The 26,522-nt window shown below is 37.8% G+C and carries 30 protein-coding genes, 1 tRNA gene and 1 other RNA gene; 14 read left to right on the plus strand and 18 right to left on the minus strand.

From position 1 onward, the window contains the following. Positions 1-7: 7 nt before the first annotated feature. From H3U82_RS04585 to H3U82_RS04635, 11 genes are all read right to left on the minus strand, one after another. Positions 8-214 carry a GpE family phage tail protein gene (locus H3U82_RS04585; RefSeq protein ID WP_198209433.1) on the minus strand — a complete coding sequence of 69 codons (207 nt, stop codon included), beginning with the start codon at positions 212-214 and terminating at the stop codon, positions 8-10. Continuing rightward, positions 156-440, minus strand: a complete 285-nt coding sequence (locus tag H3U82_RS04590; RefSeq protein ID WP_084554391.1) for a phage tail assembly protein — start codon at positions 438-440, stop codon at positions 156-158. The genes H3U82_RS04585 and H3U82_RS04590 overlap by 59 nt, the downstream gene beginning before the upstream one ends. A 121-nt stretch (positions 441-561) precedes the next feature. Further along, on the minus strand, positions 562-1,077 hold the full coding sequence (locus tag H3U82_RS04595) for a phage major tail tube protein (protein WP_037475438.1): 516 nt from the start codon (positions 1,075-1,077) through the stop codon (positions 562-564). Positions 1,078-1,086: 9 nt separating this feature from the next. Further along, positions 1,087-2,490, minus strand: coding sequence for a phage tail sheath subtilisin-like domain-containing protein (locus H3U82_RS04600; RefSeq protein ID WP_198209436.1), 1,404 nt, complete (start codon positions 2,488-2,490; stop codon positions 1,087-1,089). Between the two features lie 8 nt (positions 2,491-2,498). Then, positions 2,499-3,005 (minus strand): Gp37 family protein, encoded by a 507-nt coding sequence (locus H3U82_RS04605; protein WP_198209438.1) that lies wholly within the window; start codon positions 3,003-3,005, stop codon positions 2,499-2,501. 248 nt (positions 3,006-3,253) lie between these two features. Continuing rightward, positions 3,254-3,631, minus strand: coding sequence for a hypothetical protein (locus tag H3U82_RS04610; RefSeq protein ID WP_100114514.1), 378 nt, complete (start codon positions 3,629-3,631; stop codon positions 3,254-3,256). A gap of 256 nt (positions 3,632-3,887) precedes the next feature. Further along, positions 3,888-3,978 (minus strand) — tRNA-Ser (locus H3U82_RS04615). Positions 3,979-4,046: 68 nt separating this feature from the next. After that, positions 4,047-4,502, minus strand: coding sequence for a DUF441 domain-containing protein (locus H3U82_RS04620; RefSeq protein ID WP_037475441.1), 456 nt, complete (start codon positions 4,500-4,502; stop codon positions 4,047-4,049). 111 nt (positions 4,503-4,613) lie between these two features. Next, positions 4,614-5,111 carry a DUF1841 family protein gene (locus H3U82_RS04625; protein WP_078474954.1) on the minus strand — a complete coding sequence of 166 codons (498 nt, stop codon included), beginning with the start codon at positions 5,109-5,111 and terminating at the stop codon, positions 4,614-4,616. 383 nt (positions 5,112-5,494) lie between these two features. Then, positions 5,495-5,848 carry an STY0301 family protein gene (locus H3U82_RS04630; protein WP_198209440.1) on the minus strand — a complete coding sequence of 118 codons (354 nt, stop codon included), beginning with the start codon at positions 5,846-5,848 and terminating at the stop codon, positions 5,495-5,497. Then, positions 5,835-6,152, minus strand: coding sequence for a BPSL0067 family protein (locus H3U82_RS04635; protein ID WP_198209442.1), 318 nt, complete (start codon positions 6,150-6,152; stop codon positions 5,835-5,837). The genes H3U82_RS04630 and H3U82_RS04635 overlap by 14 nt, the downstream gene beginning before the upstream one ends. A 133-nt stretch (positions 6,153-6,285) precedes the next feature. Here H3U82_RS04635 and ssrA point away from each other — a divergent pair. Continuing rightward, positions 6,286-6,646, plus strand: a transfer-messenger RNA (tmRNA) gene (gene ssrA, locus H3U82_RS04640). Between the two features lie 437 nt (positions 6,647-7,083). Here the strand turns inward: ssrA and H3U82_RS04645 are convergent. The 5 genes from H3U82_RS04645 to H3U82_RS04665 all read right to left on the minus strand — a co-directional run bounded on the left by H3U82_RS04645 (position 7,084) and on the right by H3U82_RS04665 (position 10,869). Continuing rightward, on the minus strand, positions 7,084-7,518 hold the full coding sequence (locus tag H3U82_RS04645; RefSeq protein WP_084563706.1) for a M15 family metallopeptidase: 435 nt from the start codon (positions 7,516-7,518) through the stop codon (positions 7,084-7,086). 53 nt (positions 7,519-7,571) lie between these two features. After that, positions 7,572-7,913, minus strand: coding sequence for a hypothetical protein (locus H3U82_RS04650; protein ID WP_198209444.1), 342 nt, complete (start codon positions 7,911-7,913; stop codon positions 7,572-7,574). A 3-nt stretch (positions 7,914-7,916) separates the two neighbouring features. Continuing rightward, positions 7,917-8,405, minus strand: coding sequence for a hypothetical protein (locus tag H3U82_RS04655; RefSeq protein ID WP_084563694.1), 489 nt, complete (start codon positions 8,403-8,405; stop codon positions 7,917-7,919). A 297-nt stretch (positions 8,406-8,702) separates the two neighbouring features. Then, positions 8,703-9,605 carry a phage antirepressor N-terminal domain-containing protein gene (locus H3U82_RS04660; RefSeq protein ID WP_198209446.1) on the minus strand — a complete coding sequence of 301 codons (903 nt, stop codon included), beginning with the start codon at positions 9,603-9,605 and terminating at the stop codon, positions 8,703-8,705. Positions 9,606-10,440: 835 nt separating this feature from the next. After that, positions 10,441-10,869 carry a hypothetical protein gene (locus H3U82_RS04665; RefSeq protein ID WP_110414151.1) on the minus strand — a complete coding sequence of 143 codons (429 nt, stop codon included), beginning with the start codon at positions 10,867-10,869 and terminating at the stop codon, positions 10,441-10,443. Positions 10,870-11,247: 378 nt separating this feature from the next. On the opposite strand from H3U82_RS04665, the gene H3U82_RS04670 reads away from it, so the two are divergent. From H3U82_RS04670 to H3U82_RS04690, 5 genes are all read left to right on the plus strand, one after another. Then, the gene (locus tag H3U82_RS04670; protein WP_174830037.1) at positions 11,248-11,865 is read left to right on the plus strand and encodes a LexA family transcriptional regulator; all 618 of its coding nucleotides are present in this window, start codon (positions 11,248-11,250) and stop codon (positions 11,863-11,865) included. Positions 11,866-12,546: 681 nt separating this feature from the next. Continuing rightward, complete coding sequence (locus H3U82_RS04675; protein ID WP_078474570.1) at positions 12,547-13,224, plus strand: LexA family transcriptional regulator; 678 nt, start codon at positions 12,547-12,549, stop codon at positions 13,222-13,224. Between the two features lie 442 nt (positions 13,225-13,666). Next, the gene (locus tag H3U82_RS04680) at positions 13,667-13,888 is read left to right on the plus strand and encodes a hypothetical protein (RefSeq protein WP_078474571.1); all 222 of its coding nucleotides are present in this window, start codon (positions 13,667-13,669) and stop codon (positions 13,886-13,888) included. Between the two features lie 394 nt (positions 13,889-14,282). Beyond that, positions 14,283-14,531 carry a hypothetical protein gene (locus tag H3U82_RS04685; protein WP_198209448.1) on the plus strand — a complete coding sequence of 83 codons (249 nt, stop codon included), beginning with the start codon at positions 14,283-14,285 and terminating at the stop codon, positions 14,529-14,531. A gap of 234 nt (positions 14,532-14,765) precedes the next feature. Then, entirely contained in the window at positions 14,766-15,500 is a 735-nt protein-coding gene (locus H3U82_RS04690) for a hypothetical protein (RefSeq protein ID WP_198209451.1), read from the plus strand. Positions 15,501-15,669: 169 nt separating this feature from the next. On the opposite strand, the gene argH is transcribed toward H3U82_RS04690, so the two are convergent. Both argH and tgt read right to left on the minus strand, forming a co-directional pair. Next, the gene (argH, locus tag H3U82_RS04695; protein ID WP_084552748.1) at positions 15,670-17,052 is read right to left on the minus strand and encodes an argininosuccinate lyase; all 1,383 of its coding nucleotides are present in this window, start codon (positions 17,050-17,052) and stop codon (positions 15,670-15,672) included. A gap of 123 nt (positions 17,053-17,175) precedes the next feature. Further along, positions 17,176-18,291, minus strand: a complete 1,116-nt coding sequence (gene tgt, locus H3U82_RS04700) for a tRNA guanosine(34) transglycosylase Tgt (RefSeq protein WP_084585980.1) — start codon at positions 18,289-18,291, stop codon at positions 17,176-17,178. 240 nt (positions 18,292-18,531) lie between these two features. On the opposite strand from tgt, the gene thrS reads away from it, so the two are divergent. The 8 genes from thrS (at position 18,532) to H3U82_RS04740 (ending at position 26,515) form a co-directional block, all read left to right on the plus strand. Next, on the plus strand, positions 18,532-20,439 hold the full coding sequence (gene thrS / locus H3U82_RS04705; RefSeq protein WP_198209453.1) for a threonine--tRNA ligase: 1,908 nt from the start codon (positions 18,532-18,534) through the stop codon (positions 20,437-20,439). A gap of 22 nt (positions 20,440-20,461) precedes the next feature. Further along, a complete protein-coding gene (gene infC, locus H3U82_RS04710; RefSeq protein WP_110414147.1) occupies positions 20,462-20,980 on the plus strand; it encodes a translation initiation factor IF-3 in 519 nt (172 codons plus the stop codon). 287 nt (positions 20,981-21,267) lie between these two features. Next, the gene (rpmI, locus tag H3U82_RS04715; protein WP_025330522.1) at positions 21,268-21,465 is read left to right on the plus strand and encodes a 50S ribosomal protein L35; all 198 of its coding nucleotides are present in this window, start codon (positions 21,268-21,270) and stop codon (positions 21,463-21,465) included. Positions 21,466-21,477: 12 nt separating this feature from the next. Beyond that, the gene (gene rplT, locus H3U82_RS04720) at positions 21,478-21,834 is read left to right on the plus strand and encodes a 50S ribosomal protein L20 (protein WP_025330521.1); all 357 of its coding nucleotides are present in this window, start codon (positions 21,478-21,480) and stop codon (positions 21,832-21,834) included. Between the two features lie 277 nt (positions 21,835-22,111). Then, positions 22,112-23,101 carry a phenylalanine--tRNA ligase subunit alpha gene (gene pheS / locus H3U82_RS04725; protein ID WP_198209461.1) on the plus strand — a complete coding sequence of 330 codons (990 nt, stop codon included), beginning with the start codon at positions 22,112-22,114 and terminating at the stop codon, positions 23,099-23,101. Positions 23,102-23,442: 341 nt separating this feature from the next. Beyond that, entirely contained in the window at positions 23,443-25,800 is a 2,358-nt protein-coding gene (gene pheT, locus H3U82_RS04730) for a phenylalanine--tRNA ligase subunit beta (protein WP_198209463.1), read from the plus strand. Positions 25,801-25,902: 102 nt separating this feature from the next. After that, positions 25,903-26,205, plus strand: coding sequence for an integration host factor subunit alpha (locus H3U82_RS04735; protein WP_025330518.1), 303 nt, complete (start codon positions 25,903-25,905; stop codon positions 26,203-26,205). After that, positions 26,189-26,515, plus strand: a complete 327-nt coding sequence (locus tag H3U82_RS04740) for a hypothetical protein (protein ID WP_078474580.1) — start codon at positions 26,189-26,191, stop codon at positions 26,513-26,515. The genes H3U82_RS04735 and H3U82_RS04740 overlap by 17 nt, the downstream gene beginning before the upstream one ends. Positions 26,516-26,522 lie beyond the last annotated feature (7 nt).

The raw sequence follows: 26,522 nt of genomic DNA on the forward strand, positions 1-26,522 counted from the left end.
CAACCAGTTATAGTTTGCTGTATTTGGCTTTAATCTGCCGGTTAGCCTGTTGCTGCCATTGCAAAATTTCCTCCAGAGACATTTCATCAATATCTGCCGGAGAAAAACCAAACCACCACGCTAAATCCGCAGCTGCCTGATAAAAACTATCCCAATCAGTGAGTACCCAGACAAAACTGACGCACCAGCGTGTAGTCCTCCCATGACAACTCATCAAAATCTTCACTTTGCAAACCAGATGCCATAGCCAGACACTGAGCTTCCTGTAATACTGCATTATCAGGATACTGTTCTGCAGCACGTTTAAAATCTTTAACCCGTACCCGGCGCAATGTCAGCTCCGTTATCGCACCACTTGGTGTTTGCAGTGGTTCCGCCAGTTTAATTACTTTGCCTGTACCCAATTGCTCTTGCAGATTTTGCGCTTCAGTTTGTGCCATATTTATTCCTCGACTAATCAATAATTACTGAATCAATTCAGCCTATAAAAACATTTCAACCATAAAAAAGCTCACTCCGGTAATCAGAGTGAGCATTCAAATACATCAATACAAATAAAAATTACATACCAATATTTGCACGCATCTGCGCCAGCATATCCACACCATTCACCCGGTACTGATTAGTAAATGCGTTGTAATACAACACTTCACGACCAGCTACTGTCTGATGAATTTCAGTAGCCTGAAAAGTGCTGGCGAATTCAGCTTTTTCTTTCGGTTTATAAGTTCCCAACGGATTTTTGCTGAAAGTTGCCATTACCGTCACAACCATCGGAGCCTCAGCTGCAAGTCCGGAAGCATTAAATGCCTGTACATTGGCCCGAACCATTAGCTGACAAGCTTTGAAAGGGTTATATACTTTTGTAAACACATCCGGATAAAAGCTATTCCAGGTGATTTCCCCTTCCAGTGCCTCAATCCCGCTAGGCAGTTTTACTGAACCTACCAGACCCAGACCTTTAGTTTCTGTCTGACCAACAGAAATATCCGGTAATTTAAACTGGCTGGCACGCCCTAACTGACTATTACCATTAACATAAACATTGGCATTATAAATTGCATTAAATTCTGTCATAACTGTTTCCTAAGCGGCAGACTGGTTACTAATCAAATTAGCCAGATAAGTACGGGTCATCACACTGGTATTAGTGATACGTTCTGCAGGCAGTTTAGGCGTATAGTCATACTTAATTGGTACCTGCCCTTTACTGAAAGCATCAGCCAGATCATAGTCATAATCCAGGCTGACACTAAAACCAACAATACTCTTCAGCGTACCCAGATAGGTGCGCACCGTACCCAGAAGGCTGTCAATCAGCGCATCATCAATCGGCAAATCAATATACTGTAACTGAGCACGGCGAATTGATTCATTAATCAAATCGCCGGTACGCTGTGCAGTTTCAAAGTTTTTAATATGTGTTACTGTCGGGAAACAGGCCAGACGGTTACCCCATAAGCGGAAACCAGTACCATAACTGTTAAATACCGTCGTAATACCCTTTTCATTCAGACGATTGGTTTCTGCCTGCGGATCATCAATACGTGCAGTCAGCGAAACCTCCATACCCGTTACACCGGACAGTTCACGATTGGAAATACTGAACCAATAACCCTGTTCAACATCAGTTCGCATCCGTAAACCGGCTGCATGAGTAGCCAGACTTTCCAGCTCACCACTGGTACCGGTAACATAGGGATAAAATAATTGCGCCCGATCCGAAGACGTCTGGAAATTAATATTACCGAGTGAACCGCGCCCCTGAACAGCCTGGGTAAGCGTTGTTCCTTTCGGTGCAGCAATATAGGCAATGGCTTCAAGCTTATCAGCCAGAGTAACCATAGCTGCCGCCACAGTCGCTTCCGCATCAAACTGAGGCACAATAATAATTTTTGCATCTGCTCCCAGCCGGGTAAAACCTTCCGTAAGCAGTTCCATCCCTTTGCGTTTACCGGTAGCTGCCTCGTAACCGCCGATAATATCCTCTGAAGTTACCTTAGTTGGATCAAGATAAGCATAACTAATAGATACATCTGAACGCATTTGAACAAAAGTCAGCTCACCTGTTTCATTATTCAAAGCATAGTCTGTACCCTCTGATAATGTCTGATTACCAGCCAGAACTGTATAACCTGCCTGTACAGCCGGATGTGCTGTTTTCGCAGTCAGCGTATCACCGTCAATAACCAGTAACTCAGAATCAACGACCGTTTTATGTTTATCCGGATCCAGTACATTCACTACATAAGCAACACCAGACTGATAACGAGTCCAGATATTGGCCGCATCAGGTAAAGTGAAACCTGCACCAGTCAGCAAACCGAACTGACTGAAATCTTTAACAGTCTGACATACAGTTAACTCATTAACCGGACCAGACATACCGGTACCGACAATTGCAGTAATTGCCCCGTCTACGGTATAGACAGGGCTGCTGCCACCATCAATACGAATTGTTTCAACACCATGCAAATAGGCTGCTGCCATGATGATTTTTACTCCTTCGAAATTACAGAATGTGAAATAGCTCTGGCCTTAATCTCACCACGAGTTGGTATAGACTTGACCAAATTTTGCTGATTAATCACCGGACGCTGCTCTACCTGAAGTGTCTCGGTGCGAGCGCGTAACCGGTATTGCCAGACTCCGTCGGCCTCACCCAGAAAGCGCTCACTCAACAATCGGATTTGCTGGCAATGTTCAGGCTGGAATCCCACTAATGCCAGACGTAAAGAATCGAGTAAATCCAGAACACCGTTTTCACCATCCAAAGCACGTGCAAAAACAGTAAAACGCAATTGCAAATGCCGCTCCTGCGTAAGCAGGTCAGTAGTGCATGGCTTACTGAATTTACTGCGCTGATAACCAATCAGCACTGCACCCAACGGATGAACAAACTGATAATTCTTTAAATTATTTGGCATCAGCTGTACCGAATAATCCGGCAGAGCCTGCTGAATATGTATCAGAATATGGTTCAGAAGAGCCCTTGTTACAGCCATTGACATACCTTTCTTTAATGATCATGCTTCAAAATTTAAGCAATCTTCCCTATTCATCCCGTTCATTTCATTTAAATTGATATAAAAATATTGAATAGTTATGTTCAATGAATAATTATTGAAAGTTAGTTTTATATATATTAAATAAAATTAATCAAAAATCTTAAAATTAAAAAAAGCTACCATAAATTCAAGGCAGCTTGCATATCAACAATAAACTATTGTATTTTAAAACATCTAATTAAATTTCATTCAGCTTTAGATAATAAACAAATATTACGTTCAAACTTATCTTTATTGTTAATATAAAATTCTTGTGTTAAGGGATATCCTCCACCAAAACCACTAATTTTTTCGTTTGCTTTTGCACAAATTGAATAAATAATATTATGATTTTTATCAATAATATCTGTTCGCTTAAGTAACGATCCAACTTTAGGAAATGCAAAATTTCCACTTATTGGTGCCCACCAAAAGCCATTCTGTATCCATGTGGTTCCATCATTGTAAGATATACTGTAATAACCATATTTATAACCTGTGGAATTATTTTCGAAATCCGGTTTTGGAAAATCATTTTGTTCTTCACTATTTATAATGGTAGTCATGTCCAGCTTATTCTCCATAATTCAATCCTTTTATAAAAATTCAAACGGATGTTTTAGTTAAAATTACGTAGCAAGATTTTTTCTTAGTTATCTGCTATGTAATTTAAATTTCAACCTCCATAAATATGAGTATAAAATCACGCGAAAACCGCAATTTAGCAAATAAGTATTATTAATATTGATCTTAATTTATCAATATTAAATAAATATATAATTGCAATTTTTATACCCATAAAAAAATCCGCTTATTTCAAAGCGGATTTAATCTAAAATCTGGCGGAGAGGAAGGGATTCGAACCCTCGATACGCTATTCACGTATACACGCTTTCCAGGCGTGCGACTTCAACCACTCATCCACCTCTCCGTGAGAATGGAATTGCGCGCATTATAACGAGAGCGTATCTTTCTGGCAAGAACTTCGCAATCCGGCTACTATAAAATCAGCGATAACAATCCTGCCGCAATCAGAGGTCCGACCGGTACTCCGCGTAAAAAAGCCACACCAATAATGGTGCCAATCATTAAACCAGTGACAATGGTCGGATTAACCTGCATCAAATGAACACCGCGTCCCCCCAACCATGCCACCACTATACCTACCACTACCGCAGCCATGGTTTTCCAACTGGTTACCAAAGCTGCAATTTGTGCGGGCTGAACCTTACCAGTAATTAAAGGAGCCAGTACCCCTATCATAAGTAACATAATACCCAGTTGCACACCGTATTTTTCCAGTACAGGCGCATATTTAAGCAAAGGCGTTTGCTGCACCAGCAAAATAATCAGTGCAGAAATGGTTACAGAAGGGTTATGCCCGATAATACCCAAAGCCACAAACAATAATAGCAGCAAAGCATTTGCATTACTTGCCCAGAAAGACATATTCATCCCCTGATTTAAGATTATTGAAAATAAATACCCGTATCAATCCCATTGCAACAACATGGATAACTGATACAAATGTACAAAACAATAAACCATAATCAAAGCCTGAGCAATTCATGCTTGTATATCAGAAATTTTTCCGACTTCATGAGGGTTTAAACGAGCCTCATCTTCCTGCCCCAATCCGACCAGACTGCGTAAACGTGTCATATAATCATTAACATCCAGCCCCTGACCATATCGTTGCGCCTGCCATAAAGTTTCAGCCAGAACTTCTATCATATCGTGTTCCGCTTTTACCCAGTCGCCTGCATACTGCTGACACAAACGCTGATGAATAGCAGCAATCCCGAAAGGCTGATCTATCGCTACCTGCTCCTGTACAGACAAATGTAAAGATAAATGCAGAAACGGATTAGTTTCTCCTTCTTCAGGCCGCCATACCCGGGTTAAATACTGCTCGATATTTTCCAGATAAGGTGCATATTCAGAGTGTGCAGCAATAATTCTTAACGCTTTTTGTTGCAGTGCATCCAGCAACTGCGGCTGCTGACGTTTACGCCATACATCCGCAAAAAAATGACGTACATCATTAGTATTGACATCATACATAACAGCACTCATTGCAGACAAAATAATGCAAATTATAAAACAATGACCTTATTACTGATAATTTATTACTTCTATCGCAACCAGTTTCTTCTTAATAATCCTTATTTCTGTAACAGCACATATTTTCAAAAAGGATTAATAATCGGACATTAATAACTATTCATTAAATTGTATATCAATCAAAATAAAGAAAAATTAGCTGATGTATACAGTAATTACTGCTAGCCTTACCGCAGCTGAAATAATAAACAAATCATAGATTTTTTATCTTCTTATAAGCCAGACTCATCCTATCAATTGGCATTATCAGATTGCCAGTACCGTAACTTTATAAAAAGCTGGCAAATAACTTACGATATGAGATAACTGTTTGCACTAAATGGCTATGGCATACATTTTACCTGTACTGGTGCCGTTGTTCTTTCACAATAAGCTGCCCCCTTCGCATTAAGAACAATGTAATGAGGGATTTTCTCATACGCACAAACTACTGATGGATCCCTTAATGTATCTAGAACCCATACTTCTTTGTTTTTTTTATACTCAGATACTAATGATGCTTTCATACATACTGGACCATCATATACCATGACTTCAGTAAGTTTATGAATACCATGTCCGTCAGAAAATGTTGGTGGACAACTCACAACAGGTGTCTGAGCATAGCAATTAAATGAAATTAGTCCAAGAAAATAGACTGAAAATAATATCGCATTTTTCTGATTATTCAATAACATAAAATTGATCCCCATCATTAGAAACGTAGCCATGACCCTTAAATTGGATTGAGCGAAAATGTAAAGGTACGCTATTCCATTGATCATAAACATTTATAGCGGCAGCTGTTCGACTAATATAAATTGCAGTATGACCATGATATTTACCATTATTATTAAATGTTGCTATAGCAGTAACGGGTTTAATACTAGTGTTTCCTTTAATTCTGGCACCTTTTTTCCAAAGAGAAGTATGTAGTGCTTTTGCAAAATATTTGACTATAGCAACACATTCATGCATGTGATTCTCCAATCCAAATTCCATGCTCTTTAAACTCCTCAATTGATAATAATTTATCATTTTCTTCGGAAGTGAAGATTATTTTTCTGGGAAAAGAGCCGGTAGCATAGATAACTATGCAAAATCACCAAAAAAAAGTATAATTGCCAGACCATCTGGGGGCGACCTTGGTTTCGACGGGGGTTGCAAAGCAGATGCGTGCATACCGGGGTCTCAGATTCCCGTTAAACACTGAATTTATATAGTCGCAAACGACGAAACTTACGCTTTAGCCGCTTAAGGCTAAACGTTGCAGCGGTTCGCCAGTGGGCCGTGTGAGGCAACTCACCGCAACGACATTTACATTGGCTGGTTTAATGTCGTGTTGTCTGGCATTAAACAAGATTTATGGCAACTGGTTTACAAACAGCCTGTCTGTCGGCGGTTTGTGAATAAGATTCGAAGTTGGCAAGACTAAGTATGTAGATCGCTCTGTAGAGGACTTTCGGACGGGGGTTCGATTCCCCCCGCCTCCACCAGTCTTTCTATTTTTATTTCAAATTCTTTCTAATTTCTAAATATCTATATATTACAACCTGTCAAAAATTATAAATATAAAGTTTCATTTCTTTGAAATGCAAAAAAGCTCCCTTGCGGGAACTTGTGTAATCAGCTGTTTAAGGTTAAGCATACCTGTTAATTTTTAAGAATTATAACATATTTTATGATTTAGTCAATAATATTTAAAAAATATATTATATAATTAATCTTGCTAGACTTTTATCCAATAAACTAATAATCAAAATTATATTATTAAACAAAAATAGACATACTGTTACCAGAAAAATATATCGTTTTATAATTATTTTTATATATAAAAGACTTTAATCAACTGATTTAATCTGATCTTTTTAGCTTGAAAAAAGCAAAAAAATAATTTAAATCAGATAAATTATCGCTATAATTATAAAAATATTTATAAAATTTCAAAATGAGGATAATCCTTACTGGTTTTCCAGTCTCCGCCCCAGATTATCTTCACTCCAAGTTCAGCAGCCGCTTGCTTCATTGCCAGCGCAATAGTCTGGAATTTATTCAAATCAGTCCAGTCAACAGGATATGGAACCAGATCCACAGCTTTGCCTGTAACATGTTTACTGGCATAAGGATTATTTAACCAGGTCACCTTACTTAAATTTGGCTGAGCATATTTTACCGGTATTCCTTTCTGGCTGCATTGTTGTGCCGTTCGCCCCTTACCATAATTAATACAGCATTGCTCACGGGAACGCACCCCTTCAGTTATCATAAAATCCTGATTTGTTATCTGTATAGCCCGCTTTACCACGTTGGCCAGGCTGCAATTGACTCCATACAAACGCTGTAAGGATCGGTTACTTAATTTATACATATTTATCACCCCAAAAAAAAGCAGCCCAAAGGCTGCTTGATTTATATTTATATTTATTCTTTTGTTGATTTATCACTATCAATAAACTCTTCTGCTTTTTTACTTACAATATTCATTATGCGTTGTGCCAGTTTCGGTGCAGCAGCTTTAAATGCATCAAGAAACGATGTAGTTGACATTCCTGCAAATACACCAACTCCGGCAAAAAGCCATGGATGATTCTGTGGGAAAAAATAATCAGTTATTGCCGCAGCAAAAATCATTCCCAACAAGACAAATAAAATTGTCATAAACCAACCATAGCGTTTGTAATCTGTAACCAGTAAAGAACCAGCCAGCCCACCTACCAGCGCAAATAAAATACAGACGGAAAAAGCATCTTTTAAAAACTCCATACTTTATCGTCCTTTATATTTAGAATCTTCAATCCGTTTAGCGTAGTTGATCAAATTTCTCCCGGCCAGAGCACATACCACAGCCAGCACAGGATAAGTTGTCATTCCGGTTGTTAATGGTGGATAAGAGGCCCAGAAAGTAGCTGAAATTACAGCCCATATCAATGCTGAAAAAATCAGCAAATATCCAGACAATACACTGCATCGATTAGACTTAAATATTGCAATAACCAGCTGTGTTAAAGCCACACCTATCAGTAACACAGACAGTGTTAAAGGATGCAATAGCAAAAAACCTTTATATAGTTTCAGATGAAAAACTTCGCTGCCACCCAAAATAAATATGCCAGCAAAACCAATCATAACCATCGCACTGGTAACAGTAATCACTCTTGTACCAGTATCAAACAACCATCTTTGTAATTTATCTGGTAAAAATCTTAAATCCAGCAGTGAATAAAGTAATTGAAATACCAATTCCACATTTTTCATAAATCTTCCATCAAATCCTCAAAAAAAACCGGCTGAAAGCCGGCTTTAATACCAATAGATTATAAATATCTATTTATAATCATAAATATAAACAAATATCTTCCAATATATTTTTAATCTTTTATGAAATTTAAAATACAATTAAATAATATAAAACTATATTTTATATTCATAATTCTGATTTAAATCGTTTGTAATATTGCGAGATATCTTTAACAGCAAATTAGCCATACCTTTAATTTTATAAAGCATGGCTAAAACTCAGTAAAAATTAAAATACTTTTTCAGCCTGAATGTTTACATCAATTTAGCCAGGTATTCCCGTGCTGATTCCTTGGCAGGAGAATCCGGTATTTTTTCAAATAAAGGTAAGAAAGCTTTATGACATTTATTAAAAATGCTATCCATACCATAGCCAAATTCATGAATCTGAGATTCATATTTACTACCCAGGATACGGAAAGCAGGTAATAAATGTTCATACATCAACCGCATTTTCTGAGAACAAACAAATGATTCATATAAATTTATCAGACTTTGCACCGAAACATGAATTTCGTCTGAACAGTTTTTAGTAACTTCCTTACTGTTAAAATTAACTTTTTTAACAGCGACCCGGCTTAAAAGGCAAATTACATCAATAAATTTAGATGACGGAACTTTTTCATAGCTGACACCATAACGTGTGCGTACAGCCTGCCATAATGTCATAGCCAGTTCAGTCTGTTTTTCAGGCTCTACAGACATTACCAGCTGTTTGTGCAAAGTCTTGATCATGGTAATCTGTGCCGGCAACAATCCAGAAGCGCCATTTTCTTTAACTAATCCAGGTCGGCCACGCTTTTTAGCTACTCTTGATTTACGCCAATGTGAATGAATGGCTTGAGAACACTCATTCTGATACACCCCAACCAATTCCTTCAAACTGTCTTTTACTTTTTTCGGATTAATGCTTTGCAACCAGTTAGTCAGTTTTTTTAACGGAATAACCAGAATTTTTTTAGTGCCACTTTTGTTTGGTATAGATAAAAATCCACAACCATATTTTTGGTAGCAGCCTTTTAATTTACGATGCTGGGTTGACCAATCCAGTCCAATCCCCTGCACCACGGATTTCATGCAAACGTAAATAGTATTTTTGACCTTGACAGTAGCCAAACTACTCCCATGAAAAGAAACAAATGTGATATCATTATCCATTCAAAACTCCTTAAATTAGTCTTGGGTTTTGTTTATTTAATACCTCATAGGTGGCAGCCTTTGAGGTATTTCCTTTTTAAAAATAAATTCTATGTATCTAAATTTTAGTTTTTCAATTTTAACCTTATACAAATTAACCAATATTTAATAAAATATATTTACAAACTATATAATAAGTTGATTAGCTGTTTTAACTTTATGTAAGTTTAAGGTAATATAAACTTAATTGGTTATTAAAATAACCATTTAAAAGCTATAACTTCTATGAATATCCAGATGAAATCTGTATCATTAAATGATATTGAATTAATCGGCCAAATCATTTACAGAGGAGGCTTCTTATAGACTCTTTAATTACAACCTCAATATTTATAATAAATGTTTTCATGAGATATTGAGCCGAGTACTAGAAATGTGCATTCGACTTAATATATAAATATAAAATTCTAAAAAATATTAATAAATTGACTTTTATGAATTACTGTCAATTTGAAAATTTCAACATTTATATATCTTATATTTTAAAATACAAATATTTAATCTATTTTATAAATATTCAATTTCAATTTATTAATATATAAATATTAAACTAAAATTAAATATAAAATAATTAATTTGATACTACTTTAAAAATAAAATATAAGCTGAGCTATAAACCTGCTTTAATTTTACTCATTCAATAACGAAATAAAAAATTTAACTTAATAGCAAAAGGAAGTGAAAACGCTATCTCAAGACGCAAAAAAGCTCCCTTTCGGGAACTTTAATTATCAGCTGTTTAAGGTTAAGCATACCTATAAAATATAAATGTATTATAATCATTGTAAACTAATTGTCAAGAAGAAAACCGAAAATATTTTTTAAAATCTGATTGTGTTTTCATTTCTTGCCAAAAGAGCCACAAACTTTGTTCAATTGACTCATTCCAGTCCTTACTGGAATAACGTCTACGCTGATTACGTTTGATTGTATTTTGGTTCTGACGTTTATATAAAGGACTTAATTTACAGTATTTACTGGATAATAAAGCAAAAGCTTCACGATTTTTGTAAAACAGATTTCCCATAGATGCTTTTACCATATCATACACTTCTGGCTGATAAGTAGGATAAAGTGTCTGCTGAACTTTTTTTTCCGGTGTATGTGCCTGATATTTCCACTCTATACTTCGGCAATGCCCTTTTTTGATTGTGTCTCTCATGCAATATTCATAAGCGCGCAATACATTTTCCGCCAGATCTACTTCAAATTTATAGTCTTTCATAGATATACCTTAATCTAATAAATATGCTATTTGATTTTATTTTACAATAAATGGTTTAATTTATTATATTTTTCAATTAGGAATTAATATTTAAAATATACACTCAGATTAATATTGGTTAAATATTTTTTTGTAAAATCATATGATTCCTTTTTTATATAATAGATATTCCTTATAAATTAAATTATGCATTTGTATTATCATATAATTTAATAAATATATCTTTACTTATGCCTTAAATAAAATTGATTATAATTAATAGAAGCCATAATTATCTATTAAAATTGTCATAATAATAAGTCTATAACTAATAAAATGCAAATCATTGCCTAATTATGAAACCACTAAATAAGATTAGGTATAAACTAAGGGTTAATTATGTATACTGGTAAAAAATTAGGTGAGGCAATTAAATCGGCGATTGAACTCAAAGGCGTCCGCAAAGCGGATGTAGCTCGTGCATTTGGAATCAAGCCGCCTTCAGTAACTAGTTGGATCCAGACTGGTCGTGTAGATAAAACACATATTGACAAGCTGGTTTCATATTTTGCCGATGTTGTTCAACCTGAGCATTTTGGTATTGGTTCATTTGAAACTAACGAAATTTTGTTTAATGGTTATAAAGTGCCCTTACTATCATGGGTAGATGCTAACAAACAGCTGGACAAAAATGCTCTAACAGAAAGCAATATTATCTGGGTACCAACACTACGCAAACCTGGAAACCAAGCATTTGCACTTGAAGTTAAAGGTGATAGCATGGAACCTGAATTTACTACAGGCGACAGAATTATTGTTGATCCAGAGCATTCTGTAAAAAATGGCTGTTTTGTTATTGTGCGTGAAAATGACAGCGAAGCCATGTTTAAGCAGTATATCAGTGAGGGTAGCTATCATTATTTGAAACCACTTAATAATCGCTACCCGATTATTAAAATGTCTGATAACTTTTATATTTGCGGGGTTGTCATAGAAAAATTTAAAATATATATCTAAAAATTTGACTTGTTTATTGCTAATTTTTGAATACTTATAGCATTAAATGAATAAACATAGAAAAATATTTATTACTAGCTTAGATATTTTGGAACCAAGGAAATTATCCCCTACCAATCTGAAAAAATCAAGATTAATTAAAATGAATTTTATTCATATAAATTCATATTTTCTGCAAATCAGTTTAATATAAATCAGCACAATGCGTAAAATTAATTCCGTCTTATTATGTGTTAATAAATTTTAATTTTACAATAAATATTTAAAATCAAAATATTATTTTTATAGCAAAATGGATGAATCAATTATCACTTAAGAATTGAACTATTAATAGCAAATTTGTGCAGCGTTTTTTATTGGTAATTATGACCATACTAGCTCTGATTAACTCTTAATACTTTACTAGTTAATATATAGCTCTAAATATTAATAGTAGCATATAGCATAGTTGTTACTATTTTTTAATAAAATGTGATGGGATTATAATTAAGCCAATATTTGATAACAAATCTGAAGCCTATAATAAATTCGATAACACTTTAAAATATAATATAACCGCTCATTTATGATGAATTATAAACAAATCTTTATATAAATTTATATTAAATAAATGATAAAATTAGGCTATTGAAGCATTATTACAAATGTGATAAATTTTGACTTTTATTCAGAAAGTGATCCATGACCACATTCGGCGAACGTCTGGCTAAGCTTCGTGAGGGTAAAAATCTTTCACAGGCTAAATTAGCAAAAATGGCAGGCGTTCCACAAAGTACAATAGCTCAAATTGAAACAGGCAGAAATAAAAGCACCAAAAAAATCATAGAGCTTGCAGAGGTTCTTGATACCACACCGAATTACTTATTAAACGGTGTAAAGGACTTAAGCGTCGTTCCGTTATCCTCTGAAATTGGTAGTTATTCTGACAAAAATATTAGTAACAGTATTGGGGCATATGTGAAGATTCCATATTATGATATTAGTTTATCTGCAGGTATGGGTAACGCAACCTGGATAGTTCGTGATACTCAAGATAAATTGCTTTTCAGAGAAAGCTGGTTACAAAGAAAGGGGCTTGATGAGTCATCTCTTAAAGCAATGTATGTCCGTGGCGAATCTATGGAGCCATTACTCTATGACATGGATACAATTTTGTTAAACATAAATGATCTGGAAATTGTAGATGGCGGTGTATATGCAATAATCTATAAAAACAGATTATATATAAAAGAATTACGCAACACAGAAAATGGTATAGATATTATTAGCTATCATCGTGACTATGAAACTATGCATGTTACACAGGAAACATATGATCAATTCAAAGTGCTTGGTAAGATGGTCTGGCGGGGAGGTTAAAAGTCTAAATTCATACCGCTATCCAATAGCGGTTTTTTTTACGTCATTCAATCACAAAATTAATCTTTAAAACATATAATAATCAAATAATTATAATATTTACACTTAAATTATCACAAAAATGATTGCAAATATTTAATTACAATTGTAATATATACACATGGAAAAATTTATGAAACCAATGGCTTTAACATTAAACAAAACTTTAAAAAGGAAGAAATTTATGACGGAACTAATTACTCTTTTTCATAAACTTAGCTTAAATAACTTTCGTATATTTTATTTGTTAATTATTTTCTAAATAGACTTTAGCCAAAACAGAATTAAAGTGAGTTTAAAAACTACAGCATATTTGTCACATATAAGTATGTTTCAGTTTTTAGAACTTGGTAATAGCAAATTTTTATTACTACCACTTAATCATATTTTCAAGGAGCTAATTATGTTGGAAATTGTCAAACCTTCAAGCGAGAGAATTACATATCCGGTAGCTCGCAGAGATCCGGAATATGGATTTATTGTTTTATTTTTTTCTGAAAGCCATGGAGTAGTTATTTCTACAACTGAAGAAAATGAGTACAACATCGGCGACACATCTCTTAGTTGGTTATCTTGTAAAAATAGTGATGATTGGGAACCAATCGATATAACCATTTCTGGCTAAAATCAACCGTTATAAGTACTGAGAACATAATAAAAATAGATTTGAATAAAATTAATACACTTACCTTATTTTGATTAAAACATAAATAAGAATTTAAATAAATACATAAAAATATTAATTTATTAATTAATAAAAGCATGATGAAATAGTATATTTGCCAAAACACATAAGCAGGTCTACAAAGGAGAAACATTGATAAATTATTGATTATCATGCAGGTTAATTTTTTGACTACCTTTATCAGTATCAAATTTTTTTAATCATCTGAAAAATTGTGATAGTCAGTATTTAATAAAGAGAAACATGAGGAAATCAAACGAGGAAAAAATAAGAAAAAAGTTATGAACAGTAAAGAATATAATCTTATAAGCGCTGTTATATGAGAGGCATAGTAATGATTAACAATAAAATAACTTTACTCCATTTTAAAGACGAGGAACTGATTAACTATGTATGGCAAAATAGTGAAAAATTTACCAACACCTGTTTAGAAACAGAACTTTGTAAACGCCTGGATAATCGTCTGAATTGGATAAATCCGCTGCTATTACAGCAATATGGCTATGCAGATTGTAGTGCTTTAATAGCAGATCTGGATATGCTTGCCCGACTACGCAACTACTTTTACCCTAATATTGAATAATAAAATAAATAAAAAGATATATGAATACATTCATTGTATCAGCTACTAAAATTCTTTATGACATAATCGTAAATTTCTATGAAATAAACCCAACTGATTAAATGCTATCCATGATATAAGACTAATTACTGTTGATCTTAAATATAATAATAAATTATATAAGCAAAATTTATATAAATAATGATAATATGTTTTATTAATTGTCAGAATTCTTCTTAATTTAAAGGAATTTCTATGTGGCTGAAATTTAAAAAATGTTTTTTAATATTCGCAGTTGTAGAAATAGTTACTTCATGTAGCCATATAATTGAAAACTCACCAGATACAAAATCATCTACTCATGCATCAGATACCATACCTGACAATAAACGGATGATAAATAACAAGGATATTCAACCACCAATTTCACAGGAAACCATATCTGATATCTCTGTATCAGATTTATTAAAAAATTTACCCGATTATACATCTGATAGCTACGCCGCCGATCGAGGTGTCTTCAAAAAAGTAAATATTTATGACAGTTATGCAGCAATTAATCCCAATGCTTTCAAAAAGGTAAATGTTGACAAGTACGGCAAAAGGCTAAAGGCAAAATATCAGCTCAAGCTGAATACAGATAATATTGCAAGCTTGAAACATAATACTACATATCTTGATAACCTGAATATTTCTACGATATTAAAAGAAAGGTTATACAAAGCATATCCTGATAGTAAATATAAACCTGAGTTAGACGCTGCTGTAAAGAATATAGCTGCTTCATTATCTGATAGAAATAATTTTTTTATAAATAACTCAGATCAATTCGAATATCAATTTCTTCCAATGGTAAGCGATTTCTATTTTGATTCAAACGGAAAATTCATTAGTATAAGCTATCGTATTAAGATTCAAATAGAAATCAAAAATATAAACAAACCAATAAAAATAATTGTACCAATAGTATTCAGAGCCAAAAAAATATAATTATCTGAATTAATACTTTAAGCCGGTATGCACTGCATACCGGCTGTTTGATCCTGACAAATTATTCAGAGGAGATAATCTGAATTTAAATCCAATAATATAAATCAGACAAAAATATCTGACCCGTTTTTTAATATCCTCATAACCAGCTAAGCTGGTTTAACAAACGCTAAACCGCCTGCAAATACTGACGCCAGCGAGCAACCTGTGCGCGTACCTGAACCGGCGCAGTACCGCCAATATGATTACGGGCAAGAAGACTGCCCTCAGGAGAAAGTACCTGATAAACGTCTTCTTCTATCAAGCCGGAGAAAGACTGTAATATATCCAGCGGTAACTCACTTAATTCCCGTTGCTGCTCTTCTGCCAGTCGGACAGCACGTGCAACGACCTCATGACTATCGCGAAAAGGTAAACCTTTTTTAACCAGATAATCAGCCAGGTCTGTTGCTGTTGCAAAACCTTGCAAAACTGCCGCACGCATATTTGCAGGTTTAACGCTAACACCTCGCATCATCTCTGCGTAAATACGCAAAGTATCTGTCAAAGTATCAACTGTATCAAAAAGCGGCTCCTTATCTTCCTGATTATCTTTGTTGTATGCCAGTGGCTGTGATTTCATTAAAGTAATCAGCCCCATCAGATGTCCTACAACTCTTGCGCTTTTTCCACGTACAAGCTCAGGTACATCAGGATTCTTTTTCTGCGGCATGATACTGGAACCAGTACAGAACCGGTCGGCAATGTCAATAAAGCCAAAACGCGGACTCATCCAGTAAATTAATTCTTCACTCAGACGGGAAAGATGTACCATCAGAATGGATGCTGCAGCAGTAAACTCAATGGCAAAATCGCGATCAGACACTGCATCCAGAGAATTCTGGCAAATTTCTTCAAAACCAAGTAATTGAGCAGTTATCTCGCGTTGAATAGGAAATGTCGTTCCGGCCAGAGCAGCCGCACCCAATGGCATACGGTTTACACGATGACGGCAGTCCAGCATCCGTTCACTATCACGCCCCAGCATTTCCACATATGCCAGCATATGGTGGCCGAAGCTTACAGGCTGAGCTACCTGCATATGAGTAAAGCCCGGCATCACCACCTCTGCATTTTTATCGGCCAGATCAACCAAAGCAGATTGTAAATCTTTAATTAACAGAACAATACTGTCTATTTCATCACGCAGCCACAAACGAATATCTGTAGCAACCTGGTCATTACGACTACGTCCAGTATGTAAACGTTTACCGGCATCCCCTACTTTCTGAGTCAGTAAATGTTCCACATTCATATGAACATCTTCCAGATCTACTGACCAGTCAATTTTACCGGCAGCAATTTCTGCCAGGATTTCCTGCATACCGGTTTTAATTGCTGCAAGATCTTCTGCACTAAGCACGCCAGACTGATGCAGCATCTGTGCATGCGCCAGAGAACCCTGAATATCACATTGTGCCAAACGTTTATCAAAAGTTATTGATGCTGTGTACTGTTTAACCAGTTCACTTACCGGTTCATGAAAACGGCCTGACCAGGCTTTTTCACTCATACTTGCTCTCCACTATAACTCAACAATATTCAAAAAATTTACTAACTGCAGATTATAACCACTAGCCTGACATCATTTGCCTCTATCATATAAAGACAATAGTCGCTACCGTGCTTTTTCTGATCACAATACACCCCGGGCACGCTCAGCATGAAAGCGTGTTTGAAAATCTTCGAATTTACCAGCTTCAATAGCCAGACGCATTTCTGCAGTCAGTATCTGATAATAGCGCAAATTATGTATCGTATTTAACTGTGCACCCAAAATCTCACCCACACGCTGTAAATGATGCAGATAAGCCCTGCTGAAATTGCGACATGTGTAACAGTCACAGCTTTCGTCCAGCGGACGCTGGTCATGCCGGTATATGGCATTTCGGATTTTTACATCACCAAAACGGGTAAACAGCCAGCCATTACGCGCATTGCGGGTAGGCATAACACAATCAAACATATCAATGCCGCATGCCACACCGTATACCAAATCTTCAGGTGTACCTACTCCCATCAGATAATGTGGTTTATGTGCCGGAAGTTTAGGTCCGATAGCACGCAAAATACGGTACATTTCAGGTTTTGGCTCACCCACAGACAGCCCGCCTACAGATAATCCGGGAAAACCGATTTCCTCCAGTCCGGCCAGTGATTGTTCGCGCAGATCCTCGTACATTCCACCCTGAACAATACCGAATAAAGCATTCGGATTATTCAGGCGTTCAAACTCATTTTTACTGCGTTCAGCCCAGCGCAAACTCATTTGCAGAGATTTTTCGGCTTCTCTGGCATCTACATTTCCGTCAGGACACTCATCCAGCTGCATGACAATATCTGAATTGAGTACCGTCTGAATCTGCATAGAAATTTCAGGAGACAAAAACAGCTTGTCGCCATTAATAGGACTGCGGAAAGTACAGCCTTCTTCTGTTAACTTACGCATTTGTGCCAGTGAAAATACCTGAAAACCACCGGAGTCTGTCAGTATTGGCCGGTTCCAGCCAATAAAATCATGTAACCCGCCAAAATCACGGATAACATCGAGTCCGGGTCTGAGCCACAGATGAAAAGTATTGCCCAGAATAATCTGTGCCTTGATTTCTTCCAGATTACGCGGCGACATAGCCTTAACTGAACCGTATGTTCCTACCGGCATAAATACTGGTGTTTCCACCGTACCATGATTCAACTCCAGAGTACCACGACGCGCAAAGCCATCCGTGCGCTTTAAAGAAAATTTCAGCATATTAAATAATTCAGAGGCAAAAATTATGACAGAATATATTATTATAGCCTAAAGCACCACATTTCGCCGACCAAGCATTGCCAAGCAAAATCCAAATCGCTAAAATAAATTATTTGACAGAAGCAAAAGTGCACTTAAGTAACTTTGGCTTCTATTTACCCTTATAAATATAATCAAAAGCAGCCATTTGATTTTCTCACTTGTATCAAGCGAGTCTGGTCTGTTGTTTGTGGAGTATGCATGCTGAACATCACCCTGCCTGACGGTTCTGTCCGTCAGTTTGAAGCGCCATTAAGCATAGCTGACATTGCCGCTTCCATAGGTGCAGGCTTAGCCAAAGCCGCAATTGCCGGTAAAATTAACGGTAAACTGGTAGATACATGTGATCAGGTAACAGAAGATGCACAAGTCAGCATTATTACAGCCAAAGATAAAGAAGGTGTCGAAATCATTCGTCACTCCTGTGCACATCTGGTTGGTCATGCTGTAAAACAATTGTATCCGGAAGCCAAAATGGTTATCGGGCCGGTAATTGAAGACGGCTTTTATTATGACATCTGGTACGAGCGCCCATTTACACCCGAAGATATTGCTGCAATTGAAACTCGCATGAAAGAATTGATTGCACAAAATTATGATGTAATTAAAAAAGTTACCCCGCGCGAAGAGGTAATTAATGTATTTAAGCAGCGTCATGAAGATTATAAGCTGCGCCTGATTGAAGATATGCCCGATGAAAAAGCTATGGGTCTGTATTACCATCAGGAATATGTAGACATGTGTCGCGGACCTCATGTCCCTAATACTCGCTTCCTCAAGAATTTCAAACTGACCAAGCTTTCAGGTGCCTACTGGCGCGGCGATGCTAAAAATGAACAGCTGCAACGTATTTACGGCACAGCCTGGGCCAGTAAAGAAGATCTGAATGCTTACATCCAGCGTATTGAGGAAGCAGAGAAACGCGATCACCGCAAACTGGCAAAACAAATGGATTTATTCCATTTGCAGGATGAAGCACCGGGTATGGTATTCTGGCATCCCAAAGGCTGGTCACTGTGGCAGGTTATTGAACAGCATATGCGTCGCGAGCTGTCTGCTGCCGGCTATCAGGAAATCAAAACACCCATGATTATGGATCGCACATTATGGGAAAAATCCGGTCACTGGGATAACTACAAAGAAAACATGTTTATTACTGAATCAGAAAAACGTGTTTATGCTGTAAAACCCATGAACTGCCCTGGTCACATCCAGATTTTTAATCAGGGGCTGCGCTCATATCGTGATTTACCGCTGCGTCTCGCTGAATTTGGTTCTTGCCATCGTAATGAACCTTCCGGTGCCCTGCATGGTCTGATGCGCGTACGCGGCTTTACTCAGGATGATGCGCATATATTCTGTACCGAAGATCAGATTGTCAGTGAAGCAAAAGCATTCAATGAGCTGGTAATGCGTATTTACCGTCAGTTCGAATTCAATGATGTAGCGGTTAAATTATCCTTGCGTCCGGAAAAGCGCGCTGGCTCTGACGCCATCTGGGACAAAGCTGAACAAGGACTGCGTGATGCACTGACAGCCTGTGGTGTAACCTGGGAAGAACTGCCCGGAGAAGGCGCTTTCTACGGACCTAAAGTAGAGTACCATATTAAGGATGCATTAGGCCGCTCATGGCAATGCGGTACCATTCAGCTGGATTTCGTTCTTCCGGAACGTCTGGGTGCAGAATATGTAACAGAAGAAAACGGACGAGCCCGTCCGGTAATGCTGCATCGCGCCATTCTAGGTTCACTGGAACGCTTTATCGGCATCCTGATTGAACATCATGCAGGTGCATTTCCACTGTGGCTGGCACCTGTACAAATGGTAATTATGAATATTACTGAAGCACAAACCGAATATTGTCAGCAACTTGCCACGCTATTAACCGCAGAAGGATTCCGCGTGCATTTAGACTTGCGTAATGAGAAAATTGGATACAAAATCCGAGATAACAGTACGCAACGCCTACCCTATCAACTAGTTATAGGCGAAAAAGAAAAACAGGACAACAAGGTTGCCGTTCGCAAACGCGGCGGTGAAGATCTTGGTCAGATGGATATTGAAACATTCATTAGCCAGCTGAAACAAGAAGCCTTGTCTCTTCATTAAACCGTGAATAAGGAGTACGACCATCGCTCAAGAACGCGAAGCACGCATCAACGGTGAAATCACCATTAAAGAAGTGCGTTTGATTGGTCCAACTGGCGAACAGTTGGGTGTAGTATCGACTCAGCAAGCCCTGAAACTGGCCGAAGAGCACGATGTAGATCTGGTGGAAATTGCCCCCACAGCCAAACCGCCCGTCTGCAAATTAATGGATTTCGGTAAATTCAAATACGAGCAATCCAAAAAACGCGACGAGCAACGCAAAAAGCAGAAACAGGTACAGGTTAAGGAAATTAAATTCCGGCCTGGTACCGATGAAGGTGACTATCAGATTAAATTGCGTAACATTGTTCGCTTTTTGACTGACGGTGATAAAGTAAAAGTTACCTTACGTTTCCGCGGACGCGAAATGGCACATCAGCATCTGGGCGCAGAACTACTCAAGCGTATTCAGGCTGATTTAATCGAAATTGGTACCGTTGAGCAGTTTCCAAAAATGGAAGGTCGCCAGATGGTAATGATTATTGCAACGAAGAAAAAATAATCATTAACCGGAATTTCAGCCTGTCTTAAAAAAGTCTCATTTTATCTCAGTAAAATGAGACTTTTCATTTTATTAAAAACACAAATAATAACTTAACAAATTCAGGTGTGCCTGGCTATAAGTTATTATCGCTATATTGTCTTAGCAGTACAGGTATATTATAATCCGCTTCTTGTGCATCGCCGCTGTGCATGAATCAAATTTTAAGCGGCAAAAACCGTGGTGTGCGGGTTAAAGTGCTGAATTCAGCCACCCCTCGCCTGATCAAACAACAATGGAGTTTTCCCATGCCGAAAATGAAATCCAAATCAAGCGCGAAAAAACGCTTTAAAGTATTGGGTAACGGTGGTGTAAAACGCGCTCATGCGTTCAAACGTCACATTCTGACGAAAAAAACCACCAAAAACAAACGTCAATTGCGTGGCACCTCTATGGTGAATGAACGCGATATGGCTTCTGTTCATAAAATGTTACCCTACGCTTAAGGAGTTTAAATTATGCCTCGCGTAAAACGTGGTGTTACCGCTCGTGCACGTCATAAAAAAGTTTTAGCGTTAGCCAAAGGCTATCGTGGTCGTCGTAAAAACGTCTATCGCATTGCCAAACAGGCAGTAATGAAAGCCGGTCAGTATGCTTATCGTGACCGTCGTCAGCGTAAACGTCAGTTCCGTCAGTTGTGGATCGTTCGTATTAATGCAGCAGCCCGTCAGAATGGTTTGTCTTACAGCAAATTCATGAATGGCCTGAAAAAAGCTGCCATTGTTATTGACCGCAAAGTACTGGCTGATCTGGCTGTATTCGATCAGGCTGCATTTGCTCAATTGGCAGCACAGGCAAAAGCTGCTTTGGCCTAACAGACAAAAAGCTTAGCAAAAAGGAAACTTCGGTTTCCTTTTTTTGTATTTCTGCTTTAGTAAAAAAATTTCCATCATTGTTCCATCAATATTTAGCATTGTTGAACAGATGAATTTCGCGCTAAAATAATCTTTTAGTACATATTTTATTATAAATTGTTATATAGCTCATTTAAGATCTGATATACGGTAATCGATAAAATACAGCTGCCATATTCAGCAAAACTAAAGAGCATCAAAACATATTTTCATTATATTTTAAGTAAAGAATCTTGTTATGGAAAATGCCAACCGCATCGTTGCCGAAGGCATCGCTGCTGTTAATTCAGCCATTGATTTACCTGCATTAGAATTAGTAAAAGCCCGCTATCTCGGTAAAACAGGTGAACTGAATGCTTTATTAAAAACATTGGGTAAAATGTCGCCAGAAGAACGCAAAACAACTGGCGCACATATCAATGAGTGTAAAAACCAATTTCAGGATGCATACAACCGACAACGTGATGCATTAAATGAGGCAAAACTTCAGCAGCAACTGGCGGCAGAAGCGCTGGATGTCACCCTGCCCGGACGCGGACAAAATCTCGGGGGTTTGCATCCGATTACCCTTACTTTGCAGCGTATAGTAGAACTGTTTCATAGCATGGGTTTTACTGTAGCAGACGGACCGGAAATAGAAGATGATTTTCATAACTTTCAGGCTTTAAATATTCCGCCAAATCATCCGGCTCGTGCTATGCAGGACACTTTTTATGTAGAAAATGGTAACGTACTGCGCACCCATACATCTCCTATCCAGATTCGTTACATGCTGGATAAAAAAGAGCCTCCGATTCGCATTATTGCTCCCGGACGTGTATACCGTGTCGATTCAGATGCAACACATTCTCCCATGTTCCATCAGGCTGAAGGATTATGGATAGAAGAAGGCGTTACTATGGCCGATCTGAAAGCAGTCTTTACAGACTTTATCCGCCGTTTCTTTGAGCGCGATGATTTACAGGTACGTTTTCGCCCTTCCTTCTTCCCGTTTACAGAACCTTCAGCAGAAATTGACATCATGGGCGAACGCGGCTGGCTGGAAGTAGGCGGCTGCGGCATGGTACACCCCAATGTATTAAAAAATGTCAATATAGATGCAGAAAAATATACAGGTTTTGCCTTTGGCATTGGTCTGGATCGCTTTGCCATGCTTCGCTATGGCATTAATGATTTACGCCTGTTTTTTGATAATGACCTGAATTTTCTAAAACAATTTCAGGATTAAGATTACTGATCATGTAACTGACAGGTAATACTGAGCGGACTAAATCCCGTAAATATAGCGATTAAGTAGTTAGATTTTACATTCAGCCAGTTATCAATAACTGGTTGTACAGAACATCGGATAGCGCATTAAAAATGAATTTCTCAGATTTAACCGACCGGAAACTGCCAGAAAATTATTTAGTCCAATTAAGTAACCTGAACTAATTTCATTAATCAAAGATATTAATTCCAAAAGTAAAAAAAGCGTTTGTAAGGCTTTATAATCGTGTCACTGAGCATGCCTGAATCAGCCTCCGAACTTTTGGATTAAACCGAAACAGAATATATACTGGAAGCATCATGCAATTTTCTCAAAATTGGTTATATTCATGGATTAACCCTGAATTATCTGCACAAGAGCTGGCACATTTATTAACCATGGCCGGACTGGAAGTAGAAGAAACCACCCTGGCTGCCCCTCCATTTCAAGGAGTGGTCATCGCCGAAGTTAAATCTGTAATCAAACATCCAGATGCAGACCGTCTCAATATTACACAGGTTGATGCCGGCACAGGAGAACTGATACAAATCGTTTGCGGTGCTCCTAATGTACAACCGGGAATCAAAGTACCCTGTGCATTAGCTGGTGCTGTCTTACCGGGTGATTTCAAAATCAAACCAACAAAAATGCGCGGACAAGTCTCTAACGGAATGCTGTGTTCTGCTAAAGAATTAGGTTTACAAGATGAAGTAAACGGCTTACTGATTCTGCCTGCCGATGCACCAGTCGGCAATAATATCCGCGATTATCTCAATCTGGATGATGTTCTGCAAACCTTAAAAATCACACCTAACAGAGCAGACTGCCTGAGTATAAAAGGCATAGCACGTGAGGTAGGTGCTTTAACCCAGAAACCACAAAATCCAATAGAGATTGTTACTAATCCATCAACACTGGATGCCAGCCAGCCTGTCACCATCGAAGCACCGGAAGACTGTGGCCGCTTTATTAGCCGGATAATTCGCGGAATTAATATTAATGCTGTAACGCCTGCATGGTTAAAACAGCGGCTCGAACGCAGTGGCCTGCGCAGCATTAATCCTCTGGTTGATATAGGTAACTATGTCATGCTTGAGCTGGGTCAGCCAATGCATATGTTTGACGAAGATAAAATCTCCGGCAAACTGATCGTGCGCCGTGCCCATGAAGGTGAAACACTGGAATGTCTCAATGATAAAACCGTAACTCTAAGCAGTAACACATTGGTAGTAGCTGATGAAAAACAGGTTCTGAGTATTGCCGGATTAATGGGTGGTGTTGACAGCTCAGTAACAGACAGTACGCGTAATGTTGTGATTGAAAGCGCATGGTTTACCCCGGATATCATTGCCGGAAAAGCACGGCAGTATGGGTTCGGTTCAGATTCATCATTCCGTTTTGAACGCGGAGTAGACTTTAATTTACAACAACAAGCCATTGAACGGGCAACTACGCTGATAAAAGAAATCTGTGGCGGTGAAATTGGTGCAATTACAGAAGCAACCGGTAATCTGCCTGCAGTTAAACAGGTAAAAGTACGTACAGCAAGAGTAGCAAAAGTATTAGGCGTTGCCATTGATTCAGCCAGAATTGCCATTATCCTGCAGCATTTAGGACTGGAGCCACAAGCTTGTGAAGATGGCTTTATTGTTACCTCACCCAGCTTCCGTTTTGATATTGAAATCGAAGCCGACCTGATAGAAGAAATTGGCCGCGTGTATGGTTATGAAAATATCCCCAATGATCATACCAATGGCAAATTGAATATGGTAGCTTTGCCGGAAACACAAAAGCCACTGTTTAGTGTTTACCATCAACTGGCTAATAGCGGCTATCAGGAAGTAGTCAGCTACGCATTTGTAGAAGAAGCATGGGAACGCGATCTGGCCGGTAATACTGATCCGATTCGTTTACTAAATCCGATAGCAAGTCAGCTCAGCGTTATGCGCTCTACTCTGTTTGGCGGCCTGATTGAAATATTACACAATAATCTGAACCGTAAACAAAACAGAGTACGATTATTTGAAGTAGCACGTGTATTTCAAAAACAAAACCAGCAATATACACAAACCACAAAAATTGCCGGTCTGGCTTATGGTTCTGTCTTTCCTGAGCAATGGGCAGTACCCACTCGCAACACCGATTTCTATGATGTCAAAAACGATGTTGCAGGCCTGTTAAGTGCGCATAAAGTAAATTATCGCGCGGCACAGCATCCTGCACTCCATCCGGGCAGAACCGCTGAAATTATCATTGATAATAAAGTAGTTGGTGTTATTGGTGAATTGCATCCGCGCTGGACACAGAAATACGACCTGCCCTTGTCGCCTATTTTATTTGAGCTTGATTTAAGTGCTGTTCTGGCACAAGCCAGGATTACTTATCAGCCAGTATCTAAATTCCAACCGGTACGGCGTGATCTGGCCTTTATCATCTCCGAACAAACTACTGCTGAAGAGCTGATCAATGTGTTGTCTACTGTGAAACATCCAGCCATTCAGGAAATATCTGTTTTTGATGTTTATCGCGGTAAAGGTATGGCGGAAAATACGAAAAGTCTGGCGGTCAAAATTATTTTACAAAGTACAGAACAAACCCTAACTGATGAAGAAGTTGAAGAAATAATGACAAAACTCATTGATACAGCAGCCACAATTGGTGCACAATTACGTACTTAAAAAATTCAAACTGGGCAATTAGCCTAGTTAAAAATTTACATACTTGAAAACAAAAACTAATTTAGGGATAATAATGCCCTCTTTAATGAAAGAAATTCTGATATGACGCTGACAAAAGCTGAACTTGCTGATATTCTAGTTGAAAAAGTTGCCGGCATGAGCAAACATGATGCCAAAGAAATTGTTGAACTATTCTTTGAAGAAATTCGCAGTACTCTTGAAAAGGGCGAACAAATTAAAATTTCCGGCTTTGGTAATTTCCAGTTGCGTGACAAACCGCAACGCCCGGGACGCAATCCCAAAACTGGGGAAGAAGTACCTATTTCTGCCAGACGCGTTGTTACTTTCCACGCATCACAAAAATTAAAGGGTATGGTTGATCACTATAATGGAAAACAAGCCTAAGCAGTTGTTACCCATACCAGCACAGCGGTATTTTACTCTCGAAGAGCTATGCCGCCTTGCAGACATCAGTGCCGAGCAATTCTCTGTCTGGCAACAGACACATGGCATTATTGTAGGCTATGGCGGTAAGCACTATACCCGTGCTGATGTGATTAAAGTCAGACAATTGCGCGACAGCTTTACACCATATATAGACCCATTTACACGTAATCAGGTAGATGCTGATGGTAATCCCGTCATTAATGCACTGGAAACCCGTCAGCAAATTGAAAAAGTAGTAGATAACCTGAATAGTGTACTTGCTAAGTAATACGATT

This window comes from Snodgrassella sp. W8132 (assembly GCF_016100865.1).
Classification (GTDB): Bacteria; Pseudomonadota; Gammaproteobacteria; order Burkholderiales; family Neisseriaceae; genus Snodgrassella; species Snodgrassella alvi.